This is a genomic window from Sphingomonas sp. CFBP 13714, assembly GCF_014842205.1.
Lineage (GTDB): Bacteria > Pseudomonadota > Alphaproteobacteria > Sphingomonadales > Sphingomonadaceae > Sphingomonas > Sphingomonas aerolata.
On record NZ_JACYVG010000015.1, the window covers coordinates 1 to 13,937 of the forward strand.

Below are 13,937 nucleotides of genomic sequence, written 5' to 3' on the forward strand. Positions count from 1 at the left end.
CATCGATCGAGTAAGTTCGCCGATCGGATAGTGTGACAATCGTTATCCCAGCAAGAACGATTTGTGTCAGCAAACTCTGAGCATTCAAAGCGCTTTCTCGACTCAGTCGGTCAAGATTCTCGACGAGCAAAAGGCTGCCTTGTGGTACGATCCCTACAGAAACTGCCGCAAGAAAATCTCCAAGGCGCCCTGACGCAGAGTTCTGACCCCGGAAACCGGATATACCATAGTCTCTGTATGTAAGGCGATCGTCGAGAATGAGGGAGAACTCATCTGCATAAGAAGCAGCCAGCGCCGTCTGGCGCCTGATGCTATCGCCGCTCATCTGCTCGGGGCTGCTGAAGCGAACATACGAATAAGCGTATCTCTTTGCTACAGATGTATCTGACTGGATCACGGCTAAACCTCCGATAAGCCGTATCTACCATATCAGCGAGATATTTGAATTGGGCGGTGTTCAGAGGCGGCTATAGCTCCAACGCAACGCTGGGGATAATGCGTCGCCCCCCACCAGCTGCCCCCCACCCACCTTGAATGCGTAGCGTGTGTGATAACTCATAAAATAACCGATTTCGGTCAGGGTGGGGCAATGCCCCTTGTCTGCAGCGACCACAGGCTTCAATATTTGTCTCAAAAATTGAAAGGCAGCACGGGCATGTTTGACGTGCCTGACGCGCCGCTGAATACAGCATAGATCAAGGCATTGGCGTACTCCAGAGGGTATGATTGTGCATATCTGTCAACGCCTATCTGACCGGAATGTTTAATGGCACCACCAGTACCTTATGGTCCCTCCCGCAAAGTCTGGGTAAACGATGGCCATGTCTTTATAGAAGCACCGGATGGCACTGTTGTATTTATGACGCCGGAGGTAGCAATCGAGATGAGTCGACTAGTTGGAAATGCCGGCTCCAAGTCTCTCATTAACAAAGTGGTGGAAGAGGATGATACGTCAGAGACTTGGCGAGGAGGGTAGGCTCGGTAGTCCTAAACGCCATTATATGGCGTAGCTGGCACATGGGTTGCGCCACCTTCGCAGGCTTAAAGACGCAAATATCTTAAAATCAGATGAGTCGCGGTGCTCGTATTTAACGGGGTAAAACTGGTGAGACTAACGCGCCACGTACCTGCTGCACTACAGGCCGACTTGCGGGTGGAGCAGTTTTATATTCTGCTGCAACAGATCCCAATCCTCTACACCGTTCTGATAATTAACACCGCAATACTGGCAATCTCAGCAACGTTGCGACGATGCCGAGAAATGCCAGCCACATCCAGACAGGCGTACCGAGGAATAACAAGGAAAGCAGCTCAGGCATGGGGACCTCTAACAAACGTGATGACGTGGGGCGGAATTAGCGGTCAGGAGGGCAGGTATCTCGCGGGTGGCGCGCACAAGCGACCTTTCAGGCCCAACTCAAAGCGCTACAATTGCAGCGCAATTGGAGAAGCCGGGGTTCGGCGCGCCATCGCGATACGCGCGTGCTCGTCCAACTTCTGATGGAGCTGTGCCGGTCTGTTCGTTTCCATGCTCAGAGCCTCTTTTCAATCGGTGATCGAAAGCTGGGATCATCAACGACGACAGGAGGCAAAGCGGCCAGGCCTATATCGAGATAACCCGATGCGGTCCGACATCACAATCACCCGAGGGAAATTGTCAGAGGGGCCCGGCCCGCGCTTTCTAGATAGGACACGGTTCGCGGTGATCAAGCGGTTTCACTATTTGATAACGACCGTAGTCTGCGCTCAATCTGCCGCACTTCTCATTCCAAAACATCACGCCGATCGGGAAGAGGAATCGGTCGAAAACGCCCACTTCTGGACGCTCAGTTTGGCGAGCCGCAAGGCTGAAAGCCAATCGGCAAGCCATGAGCCGCAACGTGCCCGCCGGCAGATGCTCTGCTTGCGGCAGGCAAGCCGTGCAGCGTATGTCGCTACTGCTGGTGGGGGGAAATGAATGGCGAATGGCAGTAGCAGCCGCGGAAACTCGGTGGTCGGCGAGCGCTGGCCGCTCTTCTGGGCAGGCTGTGCGGCGATCAGCGTTGGAGTTGCCCTTCACTTACCGATGCTCGCGATGGCCCATAGGATGGGCAATCACCTGTCGGGTATGCCCATGGACGGATGGATGTACCTGGGCATGGCGCTGATCGGCATCGGCGTGCCGGCAGCTATATTTGGCGCTTTACCCAAGAAACGGCCTGATCACAGGGCAGGCGTTGGCATCGCATATGAAGCGCCCGATGATACCCCTCTGACGCGCTCGCATGCTGCCGTTCTGCTGGTGCTTACCCTTGGGCTCATCATCGACACTATGAAGCCAGCAACGCTTGGCTTCGTGCTCCCCGGCATGCGTGGCGAGTATGGGCTCGCCAAATCGACCGTTGCCCTGCTTCCGTTCGTTGCCCTTACAGGGACCACAGTTGGCTCGTTTCTGTGGGGGTGGCTTGCGGATATCTACGGTCGGCGTGTGTCGATCCTGTTGTCGACGATCCTGTTCGTCTCGACCTCTATCTGCGGAGCTATGCCTTCCTACAGCTGGAACCTGGTCATGTGTTTTCTGATGGGGTGCTCGGCCGGCGGCATGCTGCCCGTCGTCTACACGCTGTTGGCAGAGATCATGCCTCCGCGGCACAGAAGCTGGGTACTTGTGCTGGTTGGCGGTACGGGGCTGGTTGGCGGCTACCTCGCGGCTAGTGGCGCCGCTCATCTGTTCGAGCCGTTGTTCGGCTGGCGTAGCTTGTGGCTGCAGGGCTTTCCAACCGGTTTGCTGCTGCTTGCGATGGCAAGGTGGATACCTGAGTCCCCGCGTTTCCTGTTGGAACGGGGCATGGATACTGAGCTGGCGGATATGGCCCGGAAGTTCGGTATTGTCAGGCGTGCGCCTCAAGCTCCTCCAGCGGATGCTGATAGTGTTGCGGCGCACCAACGCGAGTTGACCATTGCCTTGGTCATAACCGCCCTGTCGTGGAGCTTCGTCAACTTCGGTTTGCTGCTATGGCTGCCTTCCGATCTGCAGGATCGAGGTTTCAGTGCCGAGATTGCGAGCGGCATCATCGCCAGCTCAGCACTCGTTGCCCTGCCCACGATCATGATCGCGGCCTTCCTTTACAGCCGGTGGAGCAGCAAGCGCACCCTGATCGGCACTGTACTTCTCACACTCGCCGGGCTTACCGGAGCCCTCCTGCCGGCGCCTACGCTGGCTTGGCCGCCACTGCTCATTGCTGTGATCGCGTTGCTGGTGGTTGGCACAAACGGATTGATCGCCGTGCTACTTCCCTATGCAGCCGAAAACTACGCATTACGCGTCCGTGGACGTGCCACAGGGCTTATCGCGGGGAGTAGCAAATTTGGTGGCGTTGCTGTCCAGCTGGGCGCCTTCGCTGGGCTGATCCCGACGATGGGGGGCGCGGCAATCGCGCTGATTGTACCAATGACGCTGTCAGCGGTACTGATCGGGCGCGCAGGAAGAGAGACGCGGGGCCGCAGCTTACGCGAGCTGGAAGCAACGGCTTAGCTTTCGGCTCGATATAGGCCTGCAGAGTGTCCTCAGCGGTCAGATGTGTGAAAAACCAGTCGCAATCACGACTGTACAACAAACAGGTGTTTTGCGCCACCTGCGCAGACCGGTCGGCGCTTAGAGTATATCTGGGTCCGTCCTATGTACCGAGCCCGATAGCCAATCCGAGTAGACGACATAACCCCGTTCAAATCGTCGGTCATTCAGGTTGGAGATGGAGTGGAGGTCCTGCCGCTTTGCACATTGCGAGGCGTTAAAAGCGTTGTCCGCTATCTTCGGCAGGCTCAGCACGAACCGAGCTAGGCGCGGGTCAATCCACCCCATCTTGCTCTACGGCTGCCGCTCGTACCGTCCCTTGGCGCCCTCAATAACCAGCGCGGTGCCCGCGATGCGCAGGCGCAACGTGTCGAACGGGCGCGCCATCAGTCGCTGCCGATCGAAGCCGATCCGGACGATCCCGTGTTGCAGCGGTGCGAAGGTGATCGTCATGTCACCTGCGATCGGCACCTCGGTGTGAACGGTAACGCTGACGGCCTTCGTCGTTGCGCCGCGCGGGGCGAACGCGAAGCCGCTCCTGCCGGTGACCAGCTTCTTCTTAGTGCCATTCGCAAAATGCAGCGTGATGGGGAGGTTGCGTGCGGGCTGGTCCGACGCGGGATCGAAAATCCTGATCGCTACGCCCGGGGAGGCTCGCGCGGTACCGCTTTCGGCCGCGTCGGCTGGCGGCATGGTGCACGCCGCGGGCAGCGTCGGATCGGCTAGCGTAGGTTCCGGCAAGCCCGCCGCACGTACGGCCTCGATTGCCAGCGCGCGCGCATCCTGCCAATCGGACAATGCCTGTCGCACCTGCCGGGCAGCTGGCTTTGCGCTGGTCGGCGGAGCATCTAACATCAGTCGAGCAGCCAAGAGCTCCGCATTCGTCCTGGCAGCGTTCGCAGCGCGCAATGCCGTGGCGGCGCGTTGTTGAAGGATCGTCGCGGACGGCAGGGGGGCATTGTCGGCGGTCGTCAGAGGCGCCGCGGAGACAAATGGTTCGGGGAAGATCGGGCACCGGGTGCGGATCGTGGCCTCGATCTCGTTGCGCTGGTGCCGCCGACGTTCGTCTTCGGTCTCCCCATCCCACGGCGCGGTGGACAAATAGGAGAAGAGCGGCTTCTGCGCGCTTGGTGCGGACGCCACGAGCACGACCTCGTCGCGCTCGACGTGCCACATGCCCTGCGCCTCCTGGTCCAGCGCACCGTAACTCAACGTCCAGTCGAACTGGCCGTCTGGCCGCAGCAACAGCTCGGATCCAGTCTCCATCACACCCATGAGGTAATAATGGCCAACGAGCGCGGCAGGTGTAGCGTGGCCGCCGCCGGCACGCGCGCCGGCAGGCGTGCCCTGCGTCGAGGTGGCGTCGGCAGGGGCGAGCGCATCCAGTGCGTCGCTCAGGTGACACGACTTGCCCGGTTGATAGTCGAGAAACTCGGCAACGGTCAGGACGTTACGATCACCCTCCTCGCTATAGCTGCCCATCACGTCGGCAGACGCGCGCCGGCCATCCTTGCGATAGCGGGCGACCGCCTGAGCTTCCGGCACATCGCGCAGCAGGTAGCGCGACGCCGCCAGATCGCACCGCGTAAGGATGACCTCGCCTCGCTCGATCGACAGCGTACCGATGAAGCTGTCCATGCCGGAGGGTTGCGCAACCGCCGGCAGCGGCGCGACCGGTGCCAGTGAGACGATGATCGCGCGGTGCCAATTCCGTCTCACAGCGATGTCCCATCCTTGTCCAGCATATCGAACCGATATGCGCAGCCATAGAGTGTCTTGCCGGGGTGCGTGGTGACGTTGGAGATCGTTCGGGCGACCACCATGTGGCTGCCATAGCCGTCCTTGCCCGCGGGTTCGGTGACGTCGGTCATGATCCGCTCGCCCAGGAACTTGCGAAACGGGAACTCGGCTTCCGCCTGGGCGCGGGTCACCTTACTAGAGGCCACCATCGCGTCGATCATCGGCTGGGCCGACATGCTGTTGTCGATCTTCTCGGCGCGCGCCACGATGGCGGGGTCCGCGACGTCGAGCACCGCGAGGATGGCGTCGCCGGTAAAGCCGATCCGGCGCGTGCTGTATGACCCCGCGACGGTAATTGGCTTCGGCAGGTTATATTCGGCCATGAACGAATTGGGCGAGGCGATCTTCTTCCATCCCCGCGTCCGCGCAAGCTGCTCCTCGCCATCGATCGCCATGGCGAAGCGCATGTAACCAGGGACGTCCAGGCGGCAGCTAATGGCATCGATCTCAGAGACATCTGCAGGGTCGGTCCCCGCGGCGGTCTGCTGGAGCACTGCGGCGAGCATCAGGGCGTAGAGAATGAACATCGACGGACGTTAGGGTTGCAGCCAGAATTTGCCAGTGACATCGCCGCATCAGGGCCGGTCGGCTTCCTACGGCAGCGATACTATGCCGCGACCACCAGCTTGACGAGCGTCCCGGGCTTCAGTGGTTCGTCAGCCGGAAGGCCATTGATGACAATAAAGCGTTCGCGCTTGCTGTCGGCTACTGCCATGCGCTGGCTCAACGTATCGATCGTGTCCCTTGCGCCAACAGTGACGATCCGGATGACCTTGCGACCCTCCTTGCCGTCGGCATAAGGCAGGCCATCGAGCATGCGGAGGAACGCCGTATCCTGGGTGGTTGCAAGCTCCGCCTTGCCGGTGGCCTTCGCCAGTGCCGCCGCGCGCTGCACACGATCGGCGCCATTTGGATGCGTCGATGCCCATGTCGGCGCAGACCGTGTGGTGCCGCTGGCCTGGGCCGTCAGCCCGGTCGATTCATTGAGGGCCGCCAGGATGCCGGCCGAGGCGTAGGGCGAGTAGCCCGCTGCGGTGATGTAGCGGACGCCGAGCGCGTCGGCCTGATATTCCTGATCACGTCCGTATTTCAGCGTGTACAGCTGCGCGCCCGTGCCGGCGATGCGGGTCGCCAGATCGCTTTTCGTAGCGAGGCTGACGCCACGAGCGAGCAGACCGCCGATCGTCGCACGCGTGTTGCGTGAGGCGGCGTGGCGGGCGGCGACATGGCCTACCTCATGGCCCATCACGGAGGCGAGTTCCGCCTCCGAGGTCATCAGTGCGAGCAGCTGACGGGTGACGTAGATGTACCCGCCCGGGATGGCGAAGGCGTTCTCGACCGGGGAGTCTAGCAGGGTAACGGTAAAATCGCTGCCCGCATTCGACAGGCCGGACTGGACCGCCACGCGCTTGCCGACGCGTTCGACGAATGTGGCCTGCGGCCCCTTATACGCACCACCGAACTGCGCGAGCAGTTGCGGATGAACCTGAGTGCCCTGCGCCTTGTCGGTCGCCGAGATCGAGCGGACCGTGTTCTGGGCGGTGAGAGGGGCAACGGGTGCGAGCAGGAATGCGCCGGCTAACAGTACGGCAATGTGACGGCGGATCATGAAGCTCTCCCGGTGACGACGGTATAAAGCAGCCCTTGCACCGTTGTTCCGGATAAGCATCGATACCACTCTGCGCTGATCCCGCTCGGCCCCATTCCTGTCGATTAACGAAACTAACAATGTCGCTACTCTCCGTCGTGCCTGTTAGCCGCCGTTGAAATATCGTTATGCCACAATTATTTAGGTATGCGGTGACAACGTTCCCACCCCAATACGGGGATAGAAGTCCGGGACGGCCCGGCAGCTCCGATGGAGACTGCTGTGGCGTGGATTGCACTCGTTTTTGCCGGTTTGTTCGAGATTGTCTGGGCTTCGGCCATGAAGCAATCTCATGGGTTCACACGGTTCTGGCCAAGCATCATTACTGGGGTGGGCATGTTGGTCAGCTTTGGCCTTTTTGCGTCAGCGATGCGGGTTCTGCCGCTGGGAACAGCTTATACAATTTGGACCGGCATCGGGGCGGTTGACGCGTTCGTCGTCGGCATCATGATCTTTGGCGAGGCTATGACCGCGATGCGCCTTCTAGCCGCCGGGCTCATTGTCAGCGGCCTCGTCTTAATGAAGTTGTCCACGACTGCTTGATCTTGAACGTCCGCAAGGAGAGCTAGCGTCTAGCCGATTTTCCCAAAAAGGAACGGCAGTCGAGACGGCATCAGCGTTCTCGGAATCGATCGTTATGAAGAATGGTCGGGAGGGGTACGATCGGTTTGGACGATGCATAAGTCTTCCAGACAATAGTATAAGGCTTACACGCCTTGCCAGCTACCCCCCTGCGAGCGGTCGGCAGGCCGTCTTGGAAAGCGTATAACTGGCGAAAGGCTTCTCAACAGATTTGCGGTCCCGCGTGACAATCTGCCAAGTGAGGTGGTCGCCTAATATGCGTCAGCGGTTCACGTAGGCCTTGTCCGGATATTGGTAAGTAATATCGAACCCGTCTGCCTTGCTTTCGCCGCGCCCCGCTACCGCGGACGCCCCGCCAAAACTGTCCGCCCAATATCCGACGATAGGGCCAGCTCCGGTTTTGGACGGCCTACCGGTTCCGCCAAAAACCAGGTGCGCCGCGTACTGGTCCTGCGGATCGGCGAGCGCGCTGCTTGCGGCTTCGACAGCCAGCATCGCATCCTGGACGATCGGATAGGCGTTAACCGCAATAGCGACGGCTTTGCCCATCACCGTACCCTGCCCCTCCCAACACCCCCCGAGTGCGTTGACCGAAGTGGGCACAGGCATGACCCCCGCTTCTAGAGCGCTGCCAGTGGATGATGCCGCAAGCATAACCATTGCGATGCAAGGCTTTCCAATCATCAGTCCCCCCGTTCCTGTCCAGGTGTCTATCCCAAGCATCTGGTACATCGCGTTGGCGATGAACCGGTCTGACTCTGACGTCCAGGTTTCGGCGATGTATTTGAAGGGGTAGACCACACAGCGTGTAGATCCCTATGCATTATCCGGACACAATTCTGCAAACGATCGATTCCGAGAACGCTTTCCCCATCTCAATTGTCGTTTGTTTTCGGGAAGCCAACGAGACCGTTGCCGACCCGGAGCGGATCTTGCCGGCAGGTTATTGTCGAAGGCGTTTCTCCTGCACGGTGCCAGGCTGCCACGCGTAGTTCGCCACTGTTTTAGGGCAACTCCGGGGTGGTACCACAAGGCCTTCAGACCTAATCTGATTGCGTTCGAGCATGCGTGAGCGAGCGCGGGGAAAGCAAGAATATGCGTCATCGACTTGGCACAGTCGTCATTGCCGGCATGATCGCCTTAGCGGCCGGTGCGGCTGCGCAGGGACTTGCGACCAGAGATCTGACGGGCTTCAGTCGGGCGGCTGCCACGGCGTTGGGCTCCGGCTTCGAGGCAAAAGAGGAACCGCAGCGGGCCACCTTGTTCTGCACGAATTGTGCGGGCGCACCGGTCGTTGACGTTCTGATTGGTCGTCAGGCGGATGGAACGGAGCAACGGGTTCGGTCGGGCACGACAAGCATCGCCGATCTGCAACAGATCTGTCGCGCACGCAGCCCTCGATGCACCGTCACGGCACTGGAGGTGGCGCCGGCTGTGGGTTGGGTAAGCGGGTATCCGCTGGGCGACCGTGCGGGGGCCACGGCGATCATCATCCGCGATGGCGATCTGTTGACCGTTCGCTCGCTTGCACAGGACCCCGTATCCGCCAGACAGGCAATCGATCGCTTGTTGCCGCTGATCCGATCCCGGATCATCGGACCCTGATCAGCGACCCGGACAAAAAAATCGGTGATACCATAAGGGGCGAGCGGTCACGTGCCGGGTGCTGCCAACAAGCATGAGAAGCTTTTCCAAAACTCGATCGCTTCTGCGATGGCCGTAACATATACCAAAGAGGTTCGACGCCGATGCGGAACACGATAGCAATCCTCGTCGTAATGTCGGCGGCAGGCGCAATCGCCGCGTCGAGGCTTCCGGCGGGGATGGAAGCCCAGCTCCCGTTGGGCTACGAGGTACTCGCCAGCGCGCGTGTTTCAGCAGGAGAGCCAATCCGCAGTTTCGAGATCGTCGCAATCGGTCGCAAAGATAAGGAGGCGCTCGCGAAATCGGGTGATGCTCCGGCTCGGCCCCTTATGATCTTCGAGCGCAGGAGCGGTCGGTTTTTTCCGGTCGGCCGTAACGATCAAGTCGTGCTCAAGGCGGACGAGGGTGGACAGTGCGATCCGTTCCTCGACGGCGACGCGCCGATCGCAACCAAAGGGCGCTACTTTACCGTCCAGAACGGCGTCGCCTGTGGTCAGCACTGGACCGACTATATCACCTTCCGCCTCGACGATCGGGCCGGCTTCGTCTTCGACAACGAGCGCACGGAATCATGGACGTTCAATCCGAGCAACGACCCCAATGCCGAGGCGCTTGTCCGCGACGGCCCGCCCCGCGTCTTCCGCGACCGTCCCGGCCATATTACTGCATTCTCCATGTGGCGTCCCGTTCATTGATTTGGGCGCGTCGGCTAGAAGCGACGTTATAGCGTTAGCGTGTTGGGCATTTCCTGTGCGGGCACGGTTAAGCTGCGGTGACCGTGGGGCGCTCGAAGCGTTCGCCGAATTTCAGCATGCGTGCATGATGACGGAAAGCTTGCGCGCAACCGCGATGGCGGCACGCTTGATGGTAGTACCACGTCGACAAGGGGCCAGTCTCGAACACGACCCGGCTCACGTCCGGTGCGCGCTTGCGGATCACTTCCGTCAGCGTCCGAGGATCAGACGGGCATTTGCCGCGCCAGATCCGCCGCCCGTCCTCGCGGACCGAGATGAATGTGTCTTTCAGTGAAACGTCCAGACCGATATATTGCGCCGCGGCTGTTCTCGGTTCGATGTTTGGGCCCGGCGTCTGGTCGTGAGCCCGTTTCGCCATCTTATCGGGGAACAGCCACCACCCGAAATACGCAGCTTCTTGCACTGCCGATCAAATTCCAGGTGAATCGCTATTCCGCGATTACGCCGTGTTTTCCGATCGTTTTCGAGAAAGGGACCTCCGTATCGACGGGCGGCTGGCTGGCGCGATCAGCTAATCTATCGCATTGTTGGGTTGCTATGACCCGTTACTCTTCAGCAGGCGCCGCGACGCTGCTCGCATTGGCGCCAGCGGCGCTGGCCGCGTCGCCCGCTGTCCACACGCCCGCTCCAAGAAGCTCGGAACGCACCGCGATCGTCAAGACGCTCCATGGGGGCGACGATAGCGCGCAATCGCGTTTCACCTTCCGTGCGTTTCGGGTCCTTTGGGCGGACCCGGGTGCGGTTGCATATGTTCGCGCCGAAGGCCCGGTCGGCACCTTCCAGGCCATCCTAAAGCGCGACGGCCAAGCCGGATGGCGCAAAATATGGGGCGAGGGCGATGGCGGCAGCAACAGCTGCGAAGTCGGCGCGCGGCATTATGCCTGGGCCTTGCAACTTCTTCGGACCTACACGGCCACCCCCGACGCGATCTTCCCGGGCATCGTCGCGCGGACCGGGGAGTTGCGACGCATGGCGAAAGCGGAGCCCGACGTGCAATGCGTCGGTGATTTGGACGGCGGCCCCAGTTGATCGCGGGACATTGGCGCGCGCCCTTGGCGTTATTGATCGGACGCCGCGCCCGATGCCGCCTCCATCACGGCCGAAGCCTGTTCCGCCATCTGCCTGCAGAGCGTGCGTTCGGACGACTTCTGCGCGCGGGCATTGTCGGCCAGTGACATGGTCTGTCCTTCGCGAACCTCTTCGGGGCGGGCGGGGTTGCTCGAGTCCATTAGGCCGATCACCTGCGGCCCGACAATGTCGCCGCGTCGACCGACGGCTTGCTGGGAAAACGCCTTCGGGGTCACGGTCATGCCTGCGATCGTTGCGACGACCGACTTGCGCGTATTGGCGACGTCGACGGCAGTGGCGAACCCCTTGCCCATGCAATGTTCCATCAGGCCTAGGTGATTGTACACCGAGCCGAACGCGGTCTGCAGTTGTTGGTCGGTCGGCAGCTCCTGCGCCTGCAAAGGGCCAAGCGCCAACGCGCCGGCGAGAATGGCGGCGGTCGTACGCCGGGCGAGCGCGGTACGAAATCTCTGCATTCGAGTCTCCTAAGCCGGTGAGAGAACACTTTCGATGTTAGGCCGCGGCAGTATCGGCGGCGTGCTGTCAATGTATGTCAGCCAGTGGAGCCAGATGGTGTATGTCCGCATGCGTGTAAGCCGTATCTGGCAATTCAGTGCCATGCTCCCTCGAATGCTGCCACCGATCCAGTTTTCATAGACGGCGCCGCATTCGGATGTTCGGTAGGCCACCCATGACCGCTCAGCGCGAACAAGCATCTGCTCCGATGCGAATTCACGCTCTTCCCGAAGGCGCTTGATCGCGGCCTGATAATAGCGGTTCAGCTCGGCATCGGCCTCGTCAAAACGACCTGCCAGGCAAGCATCGATTTCTCGCGTGGACGACCCGGGGCAACGGCCGGCACCCGGCACTGCTGCAGCGCCTAACGCCAAAGCAAAGATCGCTAACATCATAGGCCTCCAGTCGCGGATATCTGAGCGCCGATCCGCTGCCCGAAGGGGTCAGGCTTTGCAACGCGCCCGCGCCGGTCCCAGAGCTTTGCGTCGCTCAACTGGGGTAGGCCTATGGTAGAGTAGCGCGTGGGAGACGCAGCGATGACCACGGGATGACCGCCCAATCTGGCGCGTCGCACGGGCGCTGCGCTCTCGGAAAATATGCACCGAGCCACAACCCCTTTTCGGAAAGCGCCCATGCCGGGAAATCCCAGACTTCGGGATCAGAATAGTCGCATGCGTCGTCGTCTCCTTTGCTCGGCGGCTCCATCTCTTCGGGATGAAAGCGCTTCAGCAACGCGACAACGCTGGGCGCGAAGCGGTTGCTGCGATATTTGTACCACGCGTCGCTATCTTGGGCCGGAACCGATTCCGGTCCGAAGGGGAGCACCGTATCCAGTACCAACTCCCTGCCAGTAGCCATGTCATAGCTATGGCCATCAGCGCCGAAATCCGGGTGCGCGGTACCCGCGCAGCTCCAGCTTGCCGTCCAGACATAGCTCATATGATTGACCCCGAGCCAGGGCTTGTCCGCCTCCGCAACATCGGTGCCGGGCTGGCCGTCCGATCCGGTGCACGCGAACCAGGTGGAGACGTTCTGCCATTGATTGCGGGCAAGAGTATGGTTTACCGCGACCATCGCCGCGGTGGAATAGCCGCCTTCGATCCGGAATAAGCGGATGCCAGAAAGCGGTTCCCGATACCACCGGATCGTCTTGCCGTTGATCGTCTCGGCCTGCTGCGGTGTGAGGTGAAGATCAGCAAGACGCCAACGTTCATAAACGCTGAGTTCGGTCGGCAGGTCGGCCGGAAGCGCGGCTGGAACGGCTGCTGGGTGCAGGCTTACGGCAAGGCGTCTGGCCTTCGCAGTCGTCAGCGTGCCGTTAAGGTTCGGTCCAATTCGCTTCAAGAGCAGGTGATCGCCGGTCGTTCGCGAGTCCAGAGTCAGCGTTGTGCCCGTAGCAGTGCCGGAAAGATCGATGTCGAGCCGCGACGTCTGGTAGAAATAGTGACCATCGACTTCGCCCTTGTCCTCCGTCATCGCGACGACGATGCGCGCGGTACCGGCCACGCCTTCAAACACCGTTTCCGGCGCAGCCGAAGCGCTTGCTGGCAGCATCAGGACGCAGAACGCGGCGGCTAGAGCATGAAGTCGATGCATTGGAAGACGGATCCACAGGAGGGGGCGAGCCCCGCGTTAAGGCATCTCTACGCCGACGGCGACCGCAATTGCCATGTCGAGTGGGCTGCAAGTTGGGGTCGACCCGCGCCGACTAATGTCTGCTCGGCAGCAAGCGGCATCGTATGAAGTGACATTTCAGCGCCACTGCAATCACAGGGTTCACCAACTGCACCCGTTGCGCGAAAACGCTCAAGTTATACGCGCTGGGCGTAGCAGGGGAGAAACACGATGCCGTTGTTCCGCGTTGTGATGTTTACCGCCATCGTTGCCGCGGCTGCCTGGACGCCCGTGCGCATCCACGCAGAACCCCGTGCTCAGGCGCTTGCGCCCCTTCTCCCGCTGAGCGATCAGGACGAACGGTCTACGCAGGAGACCGGGTGCACATCGACGTTCACCTTCAGCAGGCACGACTATCTGCAACTGGTCGGCACCGAACTTCTCCTCCGTGATCGGTATGGGCTGCATTCCTGCCGCTTTACCACGGTCGCCACCGAGGATCTGGAGACCGGGCGGGGCAACGTCTCCTGTTCAGGCTATCGGCTGCGCATCCGATCGTCCGGCAGAGCTACCTCGAACCTGGCGTCGGACAGTAGCAGCAGACGCGCCGTCCTGACGATCGATCGGGGCGGCGTGGCCACCAGCATGCGCGGTATCTGGGGGGTGGCATGCTGAACACGACCGGCCGATCCTGCGTCCTGAAGAACGCCGAGGCTTATCCCAGCTGGAACCGATACGGTCCCATCTCGACTTCGTG

15 protein-coding genes and 1 pseudogene are annotated in these 13,937 nt (G+C 60.8%); 7 read left to right on the forward strand and 9 right to left on the reverse strand.

Going from position 1 to position 13,937, the window contains the following annotated elements:
* Nucleotides 1–397 (reverse strand): recombinase family protein (locus IFT54_RS19350; protein WP_192071847.1); only part of this gene is annotated, 397 nt, incomplete at its 3' end.
* 1,305 nt (nucleotides 398–1,702) lie between these two features.
* Here IFT54_RS19350 and IFT54_RS19355 point away from each other — a divergent pair.
* Both IFT54_RS19355 and IFT54_RS19360 read left to right on the forward strand, forming a co-directional pair.
* On the forward strand, nucleotides 1,703–1,957 hold the full coding sequence (locus tag IFT54_RS19355; protein WP_192071848.1) for a hypothetical protein: 255 nt from the start codon (nucleotides 1,703–1,705) through the stop codon (nucleotides 1,955–1,957).
* Nucleotides 1,958–3,514, forward strand: a complete 1,557-nt coding sequence (locus IFT54_RS19360) for an MFS transporter (RefSeq protein WP_056418731.1) — start codon at nucleotides 1,958–1,960, stop codon at nucleotides 3,512–3,514.
* Between the two features lie 333 nt (nucleotides 3,515–3,847).
* On the opposite strand, the gene IFT54_RS19365 is transcribed toward IFT54_RS19360, so the two are convergent.
* The 3 genes from IFT54_RS19365 to IFT54_RS19375 all read right to left on the reverse strand — a co-directional run bounded on the left by IFT54_RS19365 (nucleotide 3,848) and on the right by IFT54_RS19375 (nucleotide 6,962).
* On the reverse strand, nucleotides 3,848–5,272 hold the full coding sequence (locus IFT54_RS19365; RefSeq protein ID WP_192071878.1) for a hypothetical protein: 1,425 nt from the start codon (nucleotides 5,270–5,272) through the stop codon (nucleotides 3,848–3,850).
* The gene (locus tag IFT54_RS19370) at nucleotides 5,269–5,880 is read right to left on the reverse strand and encodes a hypothetical protein (protein WP_192071849.1); all 612 of its coding nucleotides are present in this window, start codon (nucleotides 5,878–5,880) and stop codon (nucleotides 5,269–5,271) included. The genes IFT54_RS19365 and IFT54_RS19370 overlap by 4 nt, the downstream gene beginning before the upstream one ends.
* Nucleotides 5,881–5,960: 80 nt before the next feature.
* Nucleotides 5,961–6,962: a M48 family metalloprotease gene (locus tag IFT54_RS19375; RefSeq protein ID WP_192071850.1), complete on the reverse strand. Its 1,002-nt coding sequence runs from the start codon at nucleotides 6,960–6,962 to the stop codon at nucleotides 5,961–5,963.
* Nucleotides 6,963–7,223: 261 nt separating this feature from the next.
* On the opposite strand from IFT54_RS19375, the gene IFT54_RS19380 reads away from it, so the two are divergent.
* A complete protein-coding gene (locus IFT54_RS19380) occupies nucleotides 7,224–7,544 on the forward strand; it encodes an SMR family transporter (RefSeq protein WP_192071851.1) in 321 nt (106 codons plus the stop codon).
* Between the two features lie 300 nt (nucleotides 7,545–7,844).
* Here the strand turns inward: IFT54_RS19380 and IFT54_RS19385 are convergent, their stop codons facing one another.
* The gene (locus IFT54_RS19385; RefSeq protein ID WP_244649289.1) at nucleotides 7,845–8,384 is read right to left on the reverse strand and encodes a hypothetical protein; all 540 of its coding nucleotides are present in this window, start codon (nucleotides 8,382–8,384) and stop codon (nucleotides 7,845–7,847) included.
* Between the two features lie 294 nt (nucleotides 8,385–8,678).
* On the opposite strand from IFT54_RS19385, the gene IFT54_RS19390 reads away from it, so the two are divergent.
* Both IFT54_RS19390 and IFT54_RS19395 read left to right on the forward strand, forming a co-directional pair.
* Complete coding sequence (locus IFT54_RS19390; protein WP_192071852.1) at nucleotides 8,679–9,188, forward strand: hypothetical protein; 510 nt, start codon at nucleotides 8,679–8,681, stop codon at nucleotides 9,186–9,188.
* Nucleotides 9,189–9,331: 143 nt separating this feature from the next.
* The gene (locus tag IFT54_RS19395; protein WP_192071853.1) at nucleotides 9,332–9,922 is read left to right on the forward strand and encodes a hypothetical protein; all 591 of its coding nucleotides are present in this window, start codon (nucleotides 9,332–9,334) and stop codon (nucleotides 9,920–9,922) included.
* 169 nt (nucleotides 9,923–10,091) lie between these two features.
* Here the strand turns inward: IFT54_RS19395 and IFT54_RS19400 are convergent.
* Nucleotides 10,092–10,301, reverse strand: a pseudogene (locus IFT54_RS19400) (hypothetical protein); the annotation flags it as partial.
* Nucleotides 10,302–10,402: 101 nt separating this feature from the next.
* Between IFT54_RS19400 and IFT54_RS19405 the strand changes: the two are divergent.
* Nucleotides 10,403–11,011 carry a hypothetical protein gene (locus IFT54_RS19405; RefSeq protein WP_192071854.1) on the forward strand — a complete coding sequence of 203 codons (609 nt, stop codon included), beginning with the start codon at nucleotides 10,403–10,405 and terminating at the stop codon, nucleotides 11,009–11,011.
* Between the two features lie 29 nt (nucleotides 11,012–11,040).
* Here the strand turns inward: IFT54_RS19405 and IFT54_RS19410 are convergent, their stop codons facing one another.
* From IFT54_RS19410 to IFT54_RS19420, 3 genes are all read right to left on the reverse strand, one after another.
* Entirely contained in the window at nucleotides 11,041–11,526 is a 486-nt protein-coding gene (locus IFT54_RS19410; RefSeq protein WP_192071855.1) for a hypothetical protein, read from the reverse strand.
* 9 nt (nucleotides 11,527–11,535) lie between these two features.
* Nucleotides 11,536–11,961 carry a lysozyme inhibitor LprI family protein gene (locus tag IFT54_RS19415; protein WP_192071856.1) on the reverse strand — a complete coding sequence of 142 codons (426 nt, stop codon included), beginning with the start codon at nucleotides 11,959–11,961 and terminating at the stop codon, nucleotides 11,536–11,538.
* Nucleotides 11,962–12,070: 109 nt separating this feature from the next.
* Nucleotides 12,071–13,120, reverse strand: coding sequence for a hypothetical protein (locus tag IFT54_RS19420; protein ID WP_192071857.1), 1,050 nt, complete (start codon nucleotides 13,118–13,120; stop codon nucleotides 12,071–12,073).
* Nucleotides 13,121–13,411: 291 nt separating this feature from the next.
* Here IFT54_RS19420 and IFT54_RS19425 point away from each other — a divergent pair, with 291 nt between their 5' ends.
* Nucleotides 13,412–13,855 (forward strand): hypothetical protein, encoded by a 444-nt coding sequence (locus IFT54_RS19425; RefSeq protein WP_192071858.1) that lies wholly within the window; start codon nucleotides 13,412–13,414, stop codon nucleotides 13,853–13,855.
* Nucleotides 13,856–13,937: the final 82 nt, after the last annotated feature.

Bases quoted from the DNA above. Each gene is read 5' to 3' on its own strand.
- IFT54_RS19395 (WP_192071853.1), top strand. From the start codon at position 9,332: ATGCGGAACACGATAGCAATCCTCGTCGTAATGTCGGCGGCAGGCGCA.
- IFT54_RS19415 (WP_192071856.1), bottom strand. From the start codon at position 11,961: ATGATGTTAGCGATCTTTGCTTTGGCGTTAGGCGCTGCAGCAGTGCCG.
- IFT54_RS19370 (WP_192071849.1), bottom strand. From the start codon at position 5,880: ATGTTCATTCTCTACGCCCTGATGCTCGCCGCAGTGCTCCAGCAGACC.
- IFT54_RS19360 (WP_056418731.1), top strand. From the start codon at position 1,958: ATGGCGAATGGCAGTAGCAGCCGCGGAAACTCGGTGGTCGGCGAGCGC.
- IFT54_RS19410 (WP_192071855.1), bottom strand. From the start codon at position 11,526: ATGCAGAGATTTCGTACCGCGCTCGCCCGGCGTACGACCGCCGCCATT.
- IFT54_RS19425 (WP_192071858.1), top strand. From the start codon at position 13,412: ATGCCGTTGTTCCGCGTTGTGATGTTTACCGCCATCGTTGCCGCGGCT.
- IFT54_RS19420 (WP_192071857.1), bottom strand. From the start codon at position 13,120: ATGCTGCCAGCAAGCGCTTCGGCTGCGCCGGAAACGGTGTTTGAAGGC.
- IFT54_RS19375 (WP_192071850.1), bottom strand. From the start codon at position 6,962: ATGATCCGCCGTCACATTGCCGTACTGTTAGCCGGCGCATTCCTGCTC.
- IFT54_RS19390 (WP_192071852.1), top strand. From the start codon at position 8,679: ATGCGTCATCGACTTGGCACAGTCGTCATTGCCGGCATGATCGCCTTA.